At 74.0% G+C, this 15160-nt stretch carries 13 protein-coding genes; 6 read left to right on the forward strand and 7 right to left on the reverse strand.

Annotated features, from left to right (window positions below; all coding sequences use genetic code 11):
- Positions 1 to 2 precede the first annotated feature (2 nt).
- Entirely contained in the window at positions 3 to 1532 is a 1530-nt protein-coding gene (locus FHS13_RS07295) for a TIGR02677 family protein (RefSeq protein ID WP_184289570.1), read from the reverse strand.
- A 199-nt stretch (positions 1533 to 1731) separates the two neighbouring features.
- Here FHS13_RS07295 and FHS13_RS07300 point away from each other — a divergent pair, with 199 nt between their 5' ends.
- Entirely contained in the window at positions 1732 to 3411 is a 1680-nt protein-coding gene (locus FHS13_RS07300; protein ID WP_184289573.1) for an ATP-binding cassette domain-containing protein, read from the forward strand.
- A gap of 55 nt (positions 3412 to 3466) precedes the next feature.
- Here FHS13_RS07300 and FHS13_RS07305 read toward each other — a convergent pair whose 3' ends face one another.
- From FHS13_RS07305 to FHS13_RS07320, 4 genes are read right to left on the reverse strand one after another with little or no spacing between them, the layout of a single operon-like run.
- Positions 3467 to 4867 (reverse strand): MmgE/PrpD family protein, encoded by a 1401-nt coding sequence (locus tag FHS13_RS07305; RefSeq protein ID WP_184289576.1) that lies wholly within the window; start codon positions 4865 to 4867, stop codon positions 3467 to 3469.
- The gene (locus FHS13_RS07310; RefSeq protein WP_184289578.1) at positions 4864 to 5676 is read right to left on the reverse strand and encodes a cyclase family protein; all 813 of its coding nucleotides are present in this window, start codon (positions 5674 to 5676) and stop codon (positions 4864 to 4866) included. The genes FHS13_RS07305 and FHS13_RS07310 overlap by 4 nt, the downstream gene beginning before the upstream one ends.
- Positions 5673 to 6536, reverse strand: coding sequence for an aldolase/citrate lyase family protein (locus FHS13_RS07315; RefSeq protein ID WP_184289581.1), 864 nt, complete (start codon positions 6534 to 6536; stop codon positions 5673 to 5675). The genes FHS13_RS07310 and FHS13_RS07315 overlap by 4 nt, the downstream gene beginning before the upstream one ends.
- A complete protein-coding gene (locus FHS13_RS07320) occupies positions 6533 to 7777 on the reverse strand; it encodes a CaiB/BaiF CoA transferase family protein (protein WP_184289583.1) in 1245 nt (414 codons plus the stop codon). Before FHS13_RS07320 ends, FHS13_RS07315 begins: the two co-directional genes overlap by 4 nt.
- Before the next feature lie 327 nt (positions 7778 to 8104).
- Here FHS13_RS07320 and FHS13_RS07325 point away from each other — a divergent pair, with 327 nt between their 5' ends.
- Positions 8105 to 9517 (forward strand): FAD-binding protein, encoded by a 1413-nt coding sequence (locus tag FHS13_RS07325; protein ID WP_184289585.1) that lies wholly within the window; start codon positions 8105 to 8107, stop codon positions 9515 to 9517.
- A 13-nt stretch (positions 9518 to 9530) separates the two neighbouring features.
- A complete protein-coding gene (locus FHS13_RS07330; protein WP_184289587.1) occupies positions 9531 to 10988 on the forward strand; it encodes an amidohydrolase family protein in 1458 nt (485 codons plus the stop codon).
- A gap of 133 nt (positions 10989 to 11121) precedes the next feature.
- On the opposite strand, the gene FHS13_RS07335 is transcribed toward FHS13_RS07330, so the two are convergent.
- Both FHS13_RS07335 and FHS13_RS07340 read right to left on the reverse strand, forming a co-directional pair.
- On the reverse strand, positions 11122 to 12312 hold the full coding sequence (locus tag FHS13_RS07335) for an FAD-dependent oxidoreductase (protein ID WP_184289589.1): 1191 nt from the start codon (positions 12310 to 12312) through the stop codon (positions 11122 to 11124).
- 84 nt (positions 12313 to 12396) lie between these two features.
- Positions 12397 to 13170, reverse strand: coding sequence for an IclR family transcriptional regulator (locus FHS13_RS07340; protein WP_184289591.1), 774 nt, complete (start codon positions 13168 to 13170; stop codon positions 12397 to 12399).
- A 140-nt stretch (positions 13171 to 13310) separates the two neighbouring features.
- On the opposite strand from FHS13_RS07340, the gene FHS13_RS07345 reads away from it, so the two are divergent.
- From FHS13_RS07345 to FHS13_RS07355, 3 genes are read left to right on the forward strand one after another with little or no spacing between them, the layout of a single operon-like run.
- A complete protein-coding gene (locus tag FHS13_RS07345) occupies positions 13311 to 13607 on the forward strand; it encodes a Dabb family protein (RefSeq protein WP_184289593.1) in 297 nt (98 codons plus the stop codon).
- Positions 13604 to 14254 (forward strand): isochorismatase family protein, encoded by a 651-nt coding sequence (locus FHS13_RS07350; protein ID WP_184289595.1) that lies wholly within the window; start codon positions 13604 to 13606, stop codon positions 14252 to 14254. The genes FHS13_RS07345 and FHS13_RS07350 overlap by 4 nt, the downstream gene beginning before the upstream one ends.
- A complete protein-coding gene (locus FHS13_RS07355; protein WP_184289596.1) occupies positions 14251 to 15159 on the forward strand; it encodes an isocitrate lyase/PEP mutase family protein in 909 nt (302 codons plus the stop codon). Before FHS13_RS07350 ends, FHS13_RS07355 begins: the two co-directional genes overlap by 4 nt.
- The last annotated feature ends 1 nt before the right edge of the window (position 15160 follow it).

The following is a 15160-nucleotide window of genomic DNA, read 5'->3' on the forward strand; positions in this document are numbered from 1 at the left end:
CGTCAGGGGCGGGGGCCGCGGGTGCGGGGGGCCAGTTCCAGGCGGACGCCCGGCAGGTGGAGGGTGCCGCGGGTGGTGCGCACGGTGGTTCCGGTGTCGCTGGGGTGCAGGCGCACCAGGGTCCCCTCGTCGGTGCCGGTGGCCGAGGAGATCCGTCCGGCGACGACGGCACGCGACTCCAGGGCGCGGGTGAGCAGGCGCAGCAGGACGCGGGTGTCGCTGTCGTCGAGGACGCGGCCGGCGGCGCCCTCCTGTGCCAGGCGTGCGGCGGCCTGCCGGTCGGCGGAGCGGCCCTCGGCCTGGCGACGGCGTATCTCGGCCCGGGCGCCGCGGTCGTGGCGCACCGGCCTGGGGGCGCCGGCCGCGGGTGCCCTGCCGCTGCGGAAGAGGGTGACCGACACCTCCACGCCGGGGGCGTCCCACCAGGTGGTGCCCGGGGAGACGTCCTCCTCGTCGTCGTGGGTCGCGCCCAGGTGGCGGGCGGAGCGGGTGTTGAAGGCGGCGCCCATGAGGGCGTGGGCGGAGGCGTCGTCGGGGGTGCGGAAGACCCATGCGGCGAGGTGGCGCAGCTGGGTGGTGCGGTTGACGCCGCCGCGCCGGCTCTCGGTGATCTGGCGCAGCAGGGCGATCACGCCGGAGACGGCCGAGCGGGTGGCGTCGTGCAGCTGGGCGGCGCGGGTGGGTGCGCCGCCCTCGGCGACGAACCAGCCGCGCAGGGCCGCCCAGCGGCGCCGCCAGTCCTCCAGGCGTTCGGCGCGGTCCATGAACAGGCGTTCGTCGGCGTCGGCGGCGCGGGCCAGGGCGGTGGCGATGCCGGTCTCCTCCACCTCGCGCACCGCGCGCTCCAGGCGGGGCTGGTAGCGGTCGAGCTCGGCGACGAACTCGGTCATGTGGACCAGCAGCGCGTTCTTGTGGCGCAGGAAGGTGTCAGGCGAGGCGTCGGTGGAGCGCAGGATCTCGCCGAGGGTGACGTGGAACTGGGCGGAGCGGCGCCCCATGTCTTCCATGGCCGCGTCCAGGCGCGACAGGCGGCGGTAGACCTGTTCGGCCTGGCCGGTGCGGTTGGCGCGGGCCAGGGCCCGCAGGTCCTCCAGGACGTCGGAGAAGACCAGGCGGGAGAGGTTGACGTCCTCGGTGCGGGCGCCCAGGAGGTTCTCCACCGACCGGTAGGCCCGGTAGCCGAGTTCGCTGAACTGGTACACGGACTGGCGGTTGCGGTAGCTGGCGAGGTCGCCGGCGCGGGAGGCGTCGTCGAAGCGGTGCACGAGGCCGTCGTCGCAGAGGTTGTCCAGGCGGTCGCGCAGGCCCGCCGGGTCGGGCACGGGGACGTCCTCGCGGGCCAGGGAGAGTTCGCGCAGGACGGCGGCCACGTCCTCGGCGCCGGCCTGGACCTGGTGGACCTCGCGCAGGCGGTCCATGGCCCGCAGGATCCACAGGTAGGTGACGTGGTCGTCGCGGCGGGTGAAGTTGAACAGGCGGAAGCGGTCTCCGACGGTGAGCGGGTCCAGGTCGTGTGCCCCGCGCTCGACCACCCGTGGCCCCCGTTCCCCGTGCTCTGAGCTCCGTTCCCGTCCGGACATTATGGCAGCGCCGGGAGGCCGTCCGCGCCGCCCGGAAGCCGCCCGGAAAAGGGGTTGCACCGCCGCGGGGCCGGATGGAAGCCTGCCGGGACGTGTGCGGGCGGCTGCCCTCGCGCGCCCTCTGTGCAGCCGATACGTGTGGAGTCCGGTCGTGGGTCACATCGATGTCAACCAGGTGGGGCACACCCTGCCCGACGGGCGGGTCCTGCTGGACGGGGTGTCCTTCCGGGTGGGCGAGGGGTCCAGGACGGCGCTGATCGGTGCCAACGGCGCGGGCAAGAGCACCCTGCTGCGGATCGTGCGCGGCGAGCAGCGGCCGCAGGCCGGGGCGGTGACCGTCGAGGGCGAGCTGGGGGTGATGCCGCAGTTCGTGGGGCACGTGCGCGATGCCACGACCGTGCACGAGCTGCTGGTGTCGGTCTCCCCCGCGGCGGTGCGCGAGGCGCACGCCGCCCTGGAGGCGGCCGAGGAGGCGATGATGCTCGACGACGGCGAGCGCACCCAGATGCGCTACGCCGAGGCGCTCTCCCGCTACTCCGACGCCGGCGGCCACGACGCCGAGGTGGTGTGGGACCAGTGCTGCACCGAGGCGCTGGGGATACCCTACGGGCGCTGCCGGTGGCGCGAGGTGCGGACCCTGTCGGGCGGTGAGCAGAAGCGCCTGGTGATCGAGGCGCTGCTGCGGGGCCCGGCGCCGGTGCTGCTCCTGGACGAGCCGGACAACTACCTGGACGTGCCCGGCAAGCGGTGGCTGGAGGAGGCCCTGGCGGCCACCCCGAAGACGGTGCTGCTGGTCTCCCACGACCGGGAGCTGCTGAGCCGGGTGCCCGACCGGATCGTCACGCTGGAGCTGGGGGCGGCGGGCAGCACCGCGTGGACGCACGGCGGCGCCTTCGGTACCTACCACCGGGCCCGCCGGGAGCGGTTCGAGCGGCTGGACGAGCTGCGCAGGCGCTGGGACGAGGAGCACGCCAAGCTGAGGGCGCTGGTGGCGGCCTACAAGCAGAAGGCCGCCTACAACTCGGACATGGCCTCGCGGTACCGGTCGGCGCAGACCCGGCTGCGGCGGTTCGAGGAGGCGGGGCCGCCGCAGAAGCGGCCCCGGGAGCAGAACCTGCGGATGCGGCTGCGGGGCGGGCGCACGGGGCGGCAGGCGCTGGTGTGCGAGAGGTTGGAGCTGACCGGGCTGATGCGGCCCTTCGACCTGGACGTCCGGTACGGCGAGCGGGTGGCGGTGCTGGGCTCCAACGGCTCGGGCAAGTCGCACTTCCTGCGGCTGCTGGCCCGGGGCGGCAGCGGTCCGGAGGCGGTGCCGACGGCTTCGGGGGAGCGGGTGGCACCGGTGGCACACACCGGTACGGCGCGCCTGGGCGCGCGGGTGCTGCCGGGGTGGTTCGCCCAGACCCACGAGCACCCCGAGTTCGCGGGGCGCACGCTGCTGGAGATCCTGCACCGGGGCGAGGGCGAGCGCCGGGGCCTGCCCCGGGACGAGGCCGGGCGGGCGCTGGACCGTTACGAGCTGGCGCGGGCGGCCGACCAGGAGTTCGACACCCTGTCGGGAGGCCAGCAGGCGCGGTTCCAGATCCTGCTCCTGGAGCTGTCGGGTGCGACGATGCTGCTGCTGGACGAGCCAACCGACAACCTGGACGTGGTCTCGGCGGAGGCCCTGGAGGCGGCGCTGGAGTCCTTCGAGGGCACGATCCTGGCGGTGACGCACGACCGGTGGTTCGCCCGCGGGTTCGACCGGTTCGTGGTGTTCGGGTCCGACGGCGGGGTGTACGAGTCACCCGAGCCGGTGTGGGACGAGGGCCGGGTGCGGCGGGCCAGGTGAGGGCGCCCGCCGGGGCGGGCCGCTCCCCCGTGTCCGGGGGAGCGGCCCGGGCCCGTCAGCGGGTGCGGGACAGCTCCTCGGTGAGCGCGTCCGTCGAGGGCGCCTCTGCCAGCCCTCTCACCAGGGCGACGATCCGGTCGGGGTCGGCGACGCGCCGGCTCGCGTTGAGCCGGAACTTGGTCGCCAGCTCCTCCGCGGACAGCGGGTTGTCCGGTCCGCCGCGGTTGGCGGACACCCGCGCCTGCCGGCGTGTGCCGTCCTTGAGCACGGCGGTGAGGACCGCCGGGAACTGCCGGGGGAAGATGGCGTCGCACTCGGGGTCGGGCACGCACCTGACCTTGGCCGCCAGGGCCAGCCGCGCCGGGTCGGCCGCGGCCTCGTCGGTGAAGTCCTCGTGGAAGAGGCCCAGCCCGCCGCCGCCGAGCAGTGCCGCGGCGACGGTGTAGGGGCCGCTGAACGCGGCGTGGTAGCCCGAGCGCGGGCGGGCCTTCTCCTCGGCGGGTTCGCCGATGGTGCGCAGGACCGCCGTGGGCACGCCCAGTTCCAGCTCGACGACGTCGTCGGGGTCCAGGCCCTCGGCGCGCAGCCGCAGGGCGGCGTCCACGCCGGCGTGGGTGAAGTGGTTGCACGGGTAGGGCTTGAAGAAGACCCCGGGCAGCTCCCACTCGGTGGTGAACCCGTCGACGACGACGCCGGCCCGGCCGGCGTCACCGCAGAAGGCCTCCAGGAACCCGAAGCGCCCCTCCACCACGGTCGGCGGTCCGGTCAGGCCGTGCCTGGCCAGGTCGGCGGCCGAGACCCCGGCGTGGGCGGCCCAGCCGCAGTGGACCCGCTTGATGGTACCGCCGGTGCGGTTGGCCTCGATGATCCCCGAGCCCATGCTGGCGGCGATGCCGGCGGCGTGGGCGACACCGGCCGCGTCCAGGCCCTGGAGGAGGGCCGAGGCGACAGCGGCGCCGACCGCGCCGCAGATGGCGGTGGCGTGCAGTCCGCGTTCGAAGAAGACGGAGTTGCCCAGTTCCTCGTCGTAGCCGGCCATGCCCAGGCGGACCGCGAGTTCGATGCCCAGGCCCGCGGCGTCCAGCAGCTGGGCCCCGGAGCGCCCGTGCGCCTGCGCGGTGGCCAGGGCCGCGGGGAGGACCGGGGCCGAGGGGTGCAGGACCGAGGGCAGGTGGGTGTCGTCGAAGTCGAGGGCGTGCGCCAGGGTGCCGTTGACCAGGGCGGCGGACGGCGCCGGGTAGCGCGTGCCGCCGGCCAGGGAGGTCGCGGCGGGGGTGCCGCCCCATTCGGCCGCGACGGCCTCCGCGACGCGGGCGGGCTCCTGGTCGGCCGCCGCCAGGCTGTTGCCGAGCAGGTCCAGGACCCGGCGGGAGACGTCCTCGCGCAGGTGGTCGGCGAGGCCCTCGGTGTAGGCGGCGTGGGCCAGGCGGCCCGCGGTGACGATCAGGCCGCTCATGCGGACACCACCGCCAGGGGGCGCACCGGCGATCCGGTTCCGCCGACGATCTTCAGGGGGCTCATGACGAACAGGAACTCGCCCACCCCTTCCCGGGACAGGTCCTCCAGCATCATGTGCTCGATGATGTGGATGCCGTTCTCCACCAGCAGCACCCGGTGCACGGGCAGGACGCTGTGCCCCTTGCCCGCGGGGATGTGCTCGAAGGCGGTGGTGTCGGCTCCCGCCGCCGAGATCCGGCGCTCGGCGAGCCACTGCCCGGCCTCCTCGGTGACGCCGGGGACCCCGTCGGACTGGCCCAGGTAGGCCTCGGCGTCGCCGAAGCGGCTCGCCCAGCCGGTGCGGACGAGGGCGACGTCGCCCGGGCCGGGCTCGGCCCCGCCGTGGGCGGCGGCCTTCTCCAGGTCCTCGGGGGTGATCCCGTAGCCGGGTTCGAGGCAGTCCACCCCGTAGGTGGCCGCCACGTCGAGCAGCACGCCCCGGCACACCAGCGGCTGCATCCGGTCGATGCCGTGCTCGGCGAAGCGGCCGTTGACCGTGGCCTCGGCGGCGTCGATCCCGCCGTTGAGGCAGCCCAGGTGGGAGACGTGCGAGAGGGCGTCGACGTGGGTGCCGACGTGGCCGCCGGTGATGATGAGCTCGTTGGCCGCCGACCCCCCGTCGGGGCGCACCATGTCGCCGTGCCTGCGGATCAGGGTCATGCGGAAGCCCGGGTGGTTGGGCGAGGAGGGCATTCCGGTGAACAGGGGCTGGGCCAGGTCGATGGTGCGCACACCGCCGCCGACCGCTGCCAGGAGCGGGTCTGTCATGGGTTCTTCTCCTCGTGTTCGGGGATGGGAGGGGCGGCGTCCAGGACGGCGCGGGCCGCGTGGACGACCGCGGGGTCGACGAAGCGGCCGTCGGCGGTCAGGAAGGCGCTCCGGCCCTCGGCGTCCGCCGCCTCCAGCTCGGCCAGCAGGGCGGCGGCCCGGGCGCGTTCGTCGGCACCGGGCGTGTAGGCGGCGTGCACCACCGGGATCTGCCGGGGGTGGACGACCGATCGGCCGTAGAAGCCCATGGCCCGGCCGCGCTCGCTGCCGGCGCGCAGTCCGGCCTCGTCCGCGACATCGGTGTGGACGCTCTGCACCGGGCTGGGCAGGCCGGCCGCGCGAGCGGCGTTGACCACGCGCGAGCGGGCCCAGTCCAGGGCCGCGTCCTCGGTGACGCGCAGGCTCGCGCGCAGGTCGGCCTCGCCCAGGGACAGGCCGGCGACCTGCGGGTGGGCGACGGCGATGTCGAAGGCGCGCTCGATGCCCAGGGCGCTCTCCAGGAGGATGTGGAGGGGGACCGGGGCCGGGGCCGCGGAGAGGGCGTCCGCCGCCCGCAGGACCTGGTCGGCCGACTCGGTCTTGGGCAGGCGCACCCCCGCGACCGGGACCTGCGCCAGCGCCCGCAGGTCCGCCTCCCCCCAGGGCCCTTCCAGGTCGTTGACGCGCACGTGGAAGGGGCGGTCGTGCCGCGCGGCCAGTTCCAGCACGGTCGCGCGGGCGGACTCCTTGGCCGCGGCGGGCACCGCGTCCTCGAGGTCGACCACGACCGCCTCGGCGGGGCCCGCCAGGGCCTTGGCCACCCGGTCCGGCCGGGTGGCGGGAACGTACAGCCAGCTGCGGGGCCGGGGCGAGCCGCTCACGGCTCCCGCCTCGTGAGCCGCTCGATCTCCTCGGGCCCGACGCCGAAGCGGGCGAGCACCTCGGCGGTGTCGGCCCCCCTGGCCCGGCCGGTGCTGCGGATGGACCCGGGGGTCTCCGACAGGCGGAAGAGGACGTTCTGCATCTTCATCGGGCCGAGGTCGGGGTCGTCGACGGTGGTGATGGTGTCCAGCGCCTTGAACTGGGGGTCCTGGAGGACGTCGCGGACGTCGTAGATGGGCGCGACCGCCGCCTGGGCCTCCTCGAAGGCCTTGACGACCTCGGCGCGGTCGCGCTGGGCGATCCATCCGCCGACGGCCTCGTCCAGCTCGTCGGCGTGGCGGGCCCGCTCGGCGCCGGAGGAGAACCAGGGCTCGTCGATCAGCTCGGGGCGCCCCACCAGGCGCATCACGCGCTCGGCGATGCTCTGGGCGCTGGTGGAGACGGCGACCCAGCTGCCGTCGGCGGTGCGGTAGGTGTTGCGCGGGGCGTTGTTGGAGGAGCGGTTGCCCTGGCGCTGCTGGACCACGCCCAGCTGGTCGTAGACGGTGGGCTGGGGGCCCAGGACGGTGAGGATGGGCTCGGTGATGGCAAGGTCGACCACCTGGCCGCGTCCGGTCCTGGAGCGGGCGTGCACGGCCGTCATGACCGCGTAGGCGGTGGTGAGCGCGGCGATGCCGTCGGCGAGTCCGAAGGGCGGCAGGGTCGGCGGGCCGTCAGGTTCGCCGGTGATGGAGGCGAATCCGCTCATGGCCTCGGCGAGCGTGCCGAACCCGGGGCGGTGGGCGTGGGGGCCGAACTGCCCGAATCCGGTGACGCGGGCCAGGATGAGCCGGGGGTTGATCTCGCTGAGCACGTCGTAGCCCAGGCCCCAGCGCTCCAGCGTGCCCGGCCGGAAGTTCTCGATGACGACGTCGGCCCCGGCGACCATCTTCTTGAACGCCTCGCGCCCCTCGTCCGAGCCCAGGTACAGGTCGACGGTCTTCTTGTTGCGGCCGAGCATCTTCCACCACAGGCCGATGCCGTCCTTGGTGGCGCCGTGCGTGCGCACGGGGTCGCCCCTGTCGGGGTGTTCGATCTTGATCACCTCGGCGCCGAAGTCACCGAGCATGGTGGCCGCCATGGGGCCGGCGAACAGGGTGGCGATGTCCAGCACCACCAGGTCGCCGAGCGCCTGTGCCGCGGGGGTCGCGGCCGTCTCGCCGGGAGAGGAGGCCTCGCGGCCTGTGTCGGGGCTGTCCACCCTGGTGGTCCTTTCTGCCGTGCCGAGTCTGCGAAGCGGGCGACTTCGACCGGGAGCGTTCCGATAGCTGGAACATGCTTCCACTCATCGACGCCACTTGAAATATGGCCCACATGGCGGACACAAGTCAACAAGATGGCTTCTATCAGCTATTTTCCCGAGAAGCCTTGACTGGCGAAGCGGGAAACTGGCATCTTCGAGGACACGAGGGTCGTTCCCCAAAGCGAAACGTAGTTCCCCACAGGTGCCGAAAGAGGGACACGCCAGAGCTCCTCGGGGCCGCACAGGCACCGGAGCGGCCCCTCCCCGGCCCGGAAAGGTCCGCCCGTGGCTCCCCCGCACAGCAGTTCCGATCCCAGCAGTGACGATGCCGTCGACCTGGTCGTGGCCGGCGCAGGAGGCGGGCTCGCGGGCGCCCTGCGCGCGGCCGACGCCGGGCTGGACGTCGTCGTGATCGAGGCCGGCGAGACCTTCCGCCGCGGCAACAACACCTCCATGTCCACCGCGATGATCCCCGGCGCGGGCACCCGCTGGCAGGCGGAGGCCGGGCTGGAGGACTCCCCCGCCGCATTCCTGGCCGACGTGCGCGCCAAGACCCGCGGCCAGGCCGACGCCGTGCTCGCCGAGGCCCTGACGGACTTCAGCTCCGAACTCGTCACCTGGCTCGCGGACGGACTGGACCTGCCCATCGAGCTCGCCGCGGACATCTCCTACCCCGGCCACTCGGTGGCGCGCTGCCACACCGTCCCCTCGCGCACCGGCGCGGAGCTGCTCGACCACCTGGTGGCCCGCGCCCGCGCCCACCCGCGCATCGACTTCCTCGTGCCGGCCCGCCTGGTCGGGGCCCGCACGCACGAGGGGCGGGTCTGCGCCGCGGTCGCGGAGTACCCCGACGGCACCCGCGAGGAGATCCCCGCCCGGGCCCTGCTGCTGGCCACCAACGGCTACGGCGCCGACAGCGACGCCGTCCGCGAGCTCATGCCCGAGATCGCCGGAGCCGTCTACCACGGCGGCGAGAACTCCCGCGGTGACGCCCTGCGCATCGGCAGGGAGCTGGGCGCGGCCACCGGATATCTGGACGCCTACCAGGGACACGCGGCCCTGGCCCGCAGCGCGGGCACCCTCGTGGGGTGGGCGACGATCATGCACGGCGGCGTGCTGGTCAACACCGAGGGCCGCCGCTTCGGCGACGAGACCGTGGGCTACTCCGAGTACGCCGCGATGCTCGCGGCCCAGCCGGGCTCCGAGGGCTGGATCGTCCACGACGAGCGGGTGCACGAGCTGTGCACCGCCTTCGGGGACTACCGGGACACCGTCGAGCAGGGCGCGGTCGTCTCGGCCGAGGACGCCGCCGCCCTGGCCGAGCGCTGCGGACTGCCCGCCGACGCCCTGGCCGACACCCTGGCCCGGGCCGCCGAGCACGCGGTTCGGGGCAGCACCGACGAGTTCGGCCGCGGCAACTGGGAGGCGCCTCTGCGCGCGCCCTACCGGGCCGTGCGCGTCGAACCGGCCCTCTTCCACACCCAGGGCGGTCTGGTCGTCGACGGCCGCGCCCGCGTCCTGCGCGAGGACGCGACCCCCATCGAGGGGCTGTACGCCTCCGGCGGTGCGGCCATCGGCATCTCCGGCCACGGGGCCGGCGGATACCTCGCCGGGAACGGGCTCCTGCCCGCCCTCGGCCTCGCCGTGCTCGCCGCGGACCACTGCCAGGAACGCCTCCTGGCGCACCGGATTTCCTAGAAAGGGACCCAGCGTGTCCGAATTCGACCTGATCATCAAGAACGTCACCGTGGTGCGTCCCGACACCGACACGGCCGAGCCCGGCGACATCGCGGTGTCGGGCGGGAAGGTGGCCCTGGTGTCCCCGGACATCGACGCCTCCCGCGCCGCGCGGGTCGTCGACGGCGGCGGCCGCCTGGCCTTCCCCGGTGCCGTCGACGCCCACCAGCACTGGGGGATCTACAACCCCCTGGACGTCGACGCCCGCACCGAGAGCAGGGCGGCCGCGCAGGGCGGTGTGACCACCGGGCTGACCTACATCCGCACCGGCCAGTACTACCTGAACAAGGGCGGCTCCTACGCCGACTTCTTCCCCGAGGTGCTCTCCCTCACCGAGGGCCGCGCCCACATCGACCACGCTTTCCACGTCGCACCGATGCAGAACAGCCACCTCGACGAGATCGGCTCCCTGGTCGACGACTTCGGGGTGACCTCGTTCAAGATCTTCATGTTCTACGGCGGCTACGGGCTGCACGGGCGCTCCAACGACCAGGCGTCGTTCCTCATGACCCCTCCCGGTGAGCGCTACGACCTCGCCCACTTCGAGTTCGTCATGCGCGCCCTGCAGAAGGTCCGCGAGGAGCGCCCCGCGATCGCCGACCGGCTGTCGCTGTCCCTGCACTGCGAGACCGCCGAGATCATGTCGGCCTACACCCGCATGGTGGAGGAGGAGGGCGAGCTGAGCGGCCTGGCCGCCTACAGCGCCTCCCGCCCGCCGCACTCCGAGGGCCTGGCGGTCACCATCGCCTCCTACCTGGCCCACGAGACCGGCCTGCCCACCATCAACCTGCTCCACCTGACCTCGGCCAAGGCGATGGAGGCGGCGCTGGCGATGTCCAGGACCTTCCCCCACATCGACTTCCGGCGCGAGGTGACGCTGGGCCACCTGCTCAGCGACGTCGAGACCGGCCACCCCGTCGGAGGCAAGGTCAACCCGCCCCTGCGCCCGCGCGAGGACGTGGAGGCGCTGTGGAGGCACATGCTGGCCGGGGACGTCGACTGGGTGGTCAGCGACCACGCCTGCTGCAAGGACGAGATGAAGTTCGGTGAGGACCGCGACAACATCTTCCTCGCCAAGTCCGGTTTCGGCGGGGCCGAGTACCTGCTTCCCGGCCTCGTCTCCGAGGGGCGCAAGCGCGGGCTGTCCGACCCGGCCGTCGCGCGCCTGCTGTCGTGGAACCCGGCGCAGCGCTACGGGCTGACCGCCAAGGGCACCATCGCTCCCGGCTACGACGCCGACATCGCGCTCGTGGACCCCGAGGCCTCCTGGACCGTGCGCGCCGAGGACTCCGAGTCCACCCAGGAGTACACCCCCTTCGAGGGGATGCGGATCGACGCGGCCGTCACCGACGTGTTCCTGCGCGGTGAGCAGATCGTCGAGTCGGGCAAGGTCGTCGGCGAGCCCCTCGGGGCCTACGTCCGGCGGGCCTGAGCCGTACGGCGGGCGCGGGCCCGGGAGAGCTCTCCTCTCCCGGGCCCGCGCCGTTGCCCCGGTCCGGCGGGCCTCCCCCCGCACGGCAAGGCGCCCCGGTGCGATCGCACCGGGGCGCCCTCGGGTCCGTTCCTCAGGCCCGGCTGACGAGCATGGAGCTCACCCGCAGGTACTCGCGGGCGCTCTCGGGGTCGGCGGCTGTGTCGCGCAGTTTGTCGTGGATCTGCCTGCGCTTGTCCGGCGACTTCTGCTGGAGGGTCTCCCAGTTGCGGTGGGTGGCCGCGCGCACGAGGTCGAGCGCGACACCGCGCCGGCGGTCGGAGTAGCCGGCCGCGCGGGAGGGGTCGCCGCCAGCCGCGGCCAGGATCGAGCGCGCGGCGTCCACGGCGTCGTGGATGCCGCTGTTCATCCCCATGCCCCCGAGGGGGTTGTTGAGGTGGGCCGCGTCGCCGGCCAGGAAGTAGGGGCCGACGCGGAAGTCGTCGGCCACGCGCTGGTGCACGTGGTAGAGGGAGGTGTGGGCCACCGAGTAGCCGCCGGGGTTGTCCGCGACCTTCTGCAGCCGCTCCTGCACGGCCTCGAGCGCGGTGACGGCCGCGGCCTCGGCGCCGTCGGGGACGGGGAAGAGCGCGCGCCAGTGCCGCGGGGTGCGCAGCAGGACCAGCCACTCCTCGGGGTCGGAGACGTAGTTGACCTCGCAGATGCCGGGCAGGAGCTCGGACAGGTCGTCGTGGACCGAGACCACCAGGAAGCGCTCGGGGTAGGTCATCCCCGGGAAGTCCAGCCCCAGGCACTTGCGGACGGTGCTGCTCGCGCCGTCGGCGGCCACGACCCAGGGGGCGCGCCACTCGCGGGGCCGGTCCCCGCCGGTGCGCACGACGGCCGTGTCGCCCTCGCGTTCGGCCGACTCCACCGGGGCTCCGAGGACGACCTCGACGTTGGGCATCCTCAGGAGTTCGCGGTGGACGATCTCGACCAGGTTCTGCTGCTCGCTCTGCAGCCGGTAGGGGAAGGCCGTCTCCGCCTTGAGGACGGACAGGTCGAACTCGGCGACGACGCCCTCGCGGCGGTCCCGGTACTGGTAGGAGCGCGAGACCAGGCCGCGCTCGTGCAGCTGGTCCACCACGCCGAGGTCGGCGAGGATCTCCAGTGTGGGCGGGTGGAAGGTGGAGGCCCGGGACTCGTTGAGGTCGCGCTCCAGGGAGGCCTCCGCCTCCAGGACCGTGACGCGGCAGCCGGCCTGGGCCAGCAGGAGTGCCGCGGTGGCGCCCACCGGTCCGAGGCCGACGACCAGGACGGAGGGCGGGACAAATGTGGCGTTCATTCGATTCCTTGGGGTTCAAGCTCTCACAATGCAGGAATCGAATTTTCACTCTTTGGGAAGACTAGCTTCCGGAGTCTCCGCCTGTCAACGCAGGCGGTCCAGCTCGACGCCGATCTCGACCGCCCCGCGGCGCACCAGGCCGATGACGCGCTCCCGCTCCTGCTCACCGAGCCGGAACAGCGGGCCGGCCACCCCCAGGGAGGCCACCAGGCGCCCCTGCTCCCGCACGGCCGCGGCCGCGCCCCAGATCCCCTCGTCGACCTCCTCGAAGCTCTGGGTCCAGCCGGTCTGCGCCACCGCCGCGATCTCCTGCGCGCCCGGCACGCGCGGCTCCGACCCGCCGGCCCCGGCCCCCTCCCCGCCCAGCCGGGCGAGGTAGGCGTCGCGCTCGCCCGCGGGCATGCCCGAGAGCAGCACCCGCGCCGCCGACCCCAGGTGCAGGGGCATCGGCTGGCCGGGGTCGAACTGCAGCCGGACCGGATGCGGGGACTCGGCCCGGTCCACGCACACCGCGACCGTCCCGACCCTGCGCACCAGCAGCGCGGTCTCGCCGCTCTCGGCGGCGATGCGCTCCAGGACCGGGCGGGCCAGCCGCTCCAGCCCGCCGAGGGCCACGCGGGCCGCGCGGGCCATTCCGATGACGCGCGAGGTCAGCCGGTAGCTCCCCGAGGCCTCCGCCTCCTCCAGCAGGCCGCTGTCGCGCAGCACCGACAGGTAGCGGTACGTCGAGCTGAGCGGCGCGTCGATCGCCTCCGCCAACTGGGACGCGGTCAGGGTGTGCCGCCTCTCGTCGAAGGCCAGCAGCAGTCCCAGCACCTTGCGCGAACTCTCCGCCCCGCTACGGCGTTCCGCCGCCATGCGCACCCCTCCCTTGACGGCGGCCGACACGCCGCCTAACCTCTACCAACAATTGAAAATAAGTCTCTCACAATGTAGGAATCCAAGCAAGAATTTGTGGCACGCCCGCACACGGGCCCCGGAAGGCAAAGGAACACACGGTGATCCGGCACGTTCTTCTCCTGCAATGGACCACTGAGGCGACCACCGCCCAGCGCGAGGCCGCCCTCGACGGCTTCGAACGACTTCCCTCCCAGGTCCCCCACATCCAGAACCTGGTGCTGGAGGAGGACGAGGGCCTGGCCGAGGGCAACGCCGACCTCCTCGTCACCATGGACTTCGCCGACGCCGAGGCCTGGCGCGCCTACCAGGAGCACCCGGCCCACCGCGCGCTGATCGAGTCCGCGCTGCGCCCGATCCTGGCCCGGCGCTCCGCCCTCCAGCACCGCCTGCCATGACCGCGCCCACGGACCGGGGGCCCGCGACCGAGGACTACACCCGCGCGGGCTTCTTCGGGGCGCTCGACCTGCCGCGCCGCCCCGCACTCGTCGTGGTCGACCTGGTCAACGCCTACCTCGACCCCGACTCGCCCCTCTACGCGGGGGTGGAGGACATCGTCGACCGGGTCGCCGCGCTCGCCGAGGCCACCCGCGCGGCGGGGCTTCCGGTGGTGTTCACCTACGTGGGCTACCACGCCGACGGCTCCGACGGCGGCCTGTTCTACCGCAAGGTCCCCGCCCTGCGGCTCTTCGCCGAGGGGGCCGACCCCCGGTACGCCGCACCGCCCGAGCCGCTGCGCCCCCGCCCCGGGGACATCACGCTCACCAAGCAGTACCCCAGCGCGTTCTTCGGCACCCCGCTGGCCTCCACCCTGCGGGCGCTGGGGGCCGACGGGGTGATGGTCACCGGCACCAGCACCAGCGGCTGCGTGCGGGCCACCGCCCTGGACGCCCTCTGCCACGGGCTGAGCCCGGTCGTGGTGACCGACGGCGTCGGCGACCGCGCCCCCGGGCCCCACGAGGCGGCCCTGTTCGACCTGGGCGCCAAGTACGCCGAGCTGCTCACCACCCGCCAGAGCATCGAGTGGCTGGAGGGGCTGCGATGACTCCGCAGTCGCAGTCCCCCGGCGAGCGCCTGCGCTCCCTCCTGCACAGCGACCTCCCGGGGCCGTTCCTGGCCCCGGGATGCTTCGACGCGCTCTCGGCCCGCCTCGTGGAGGAGGCCGGGTTCGAGCTGGCACACGTCTCGGGTGCCGCCGTCTCGGCCGTCTCCCTGGGCCTGCCCGACCTGGGCTTCGTCGGTGCCACGGACATGGTCGACACCGTCGCCCGCATCCGCGAGGCGGTCTCGATCCCGCTCGTGGCCGACGCCGACACCGGGTACGGGGGGCCGGTGCAGACCGCCCGCACCGTCCGCCGCTACGAGCAGGCCGGCGCGGCGGCCCTGCACATCGAGGACCAGGTGCTCCCCAAGCGCTGCGGCCACATGGCGGGCAAGGAGATCGTCCCCCTGGACGAGGCGGTCGCGCGCCTGGAGGCCGCGGTCGGGGCCCGCGGCGAGATCGCGGTGATCGCCCGCACCGACGCGCTCTCGGTCGCCGGCCCCGGCGAGGTGGTCCGGCGGGTCGCCGCCTTCGCCTCCTGCGGGGTCGACGCCGTCTTCGTCGAGGGCTCCCCGGACGAGGAGACGGCGAAGCGGGTCCGCGACGCCGCCCCCGGCGTGCCCCTCGTGCTCAACGCCTCCGAGAGCGGCACCGCCGACCCCGCGCCCGCCGGCGCCCACGCGGCGCTGGGCGCCCGGGTCGTGCTCTCCCCCGTGGCCCCGCTGCTGGCGGCGGCCGGGGCCATGCGCACCGCGCTGCGGGCCCTGCGCACCGCCGGCACCGCCGCGGGCACCGACCGCATGCCCTGGGACGAGTTCAACGAGCTGCTCGGCCTGGCCGGGCACGTCTCCCTGGAGGAGCGCCTGAGCGCGCGGCCCTCCCCGTCCCCCGATCCGACCTGGAGCTGAC

The organism is Nocardiopsis algeriensis (assembly GCF_014203695.1).
Lineage (GTDB): Bacteria > Actinomycetota > Actinomycetes > Streptosporangiales > Streptosporangiaceae > Nocardiopsis > Nocardiopsis algeriensis.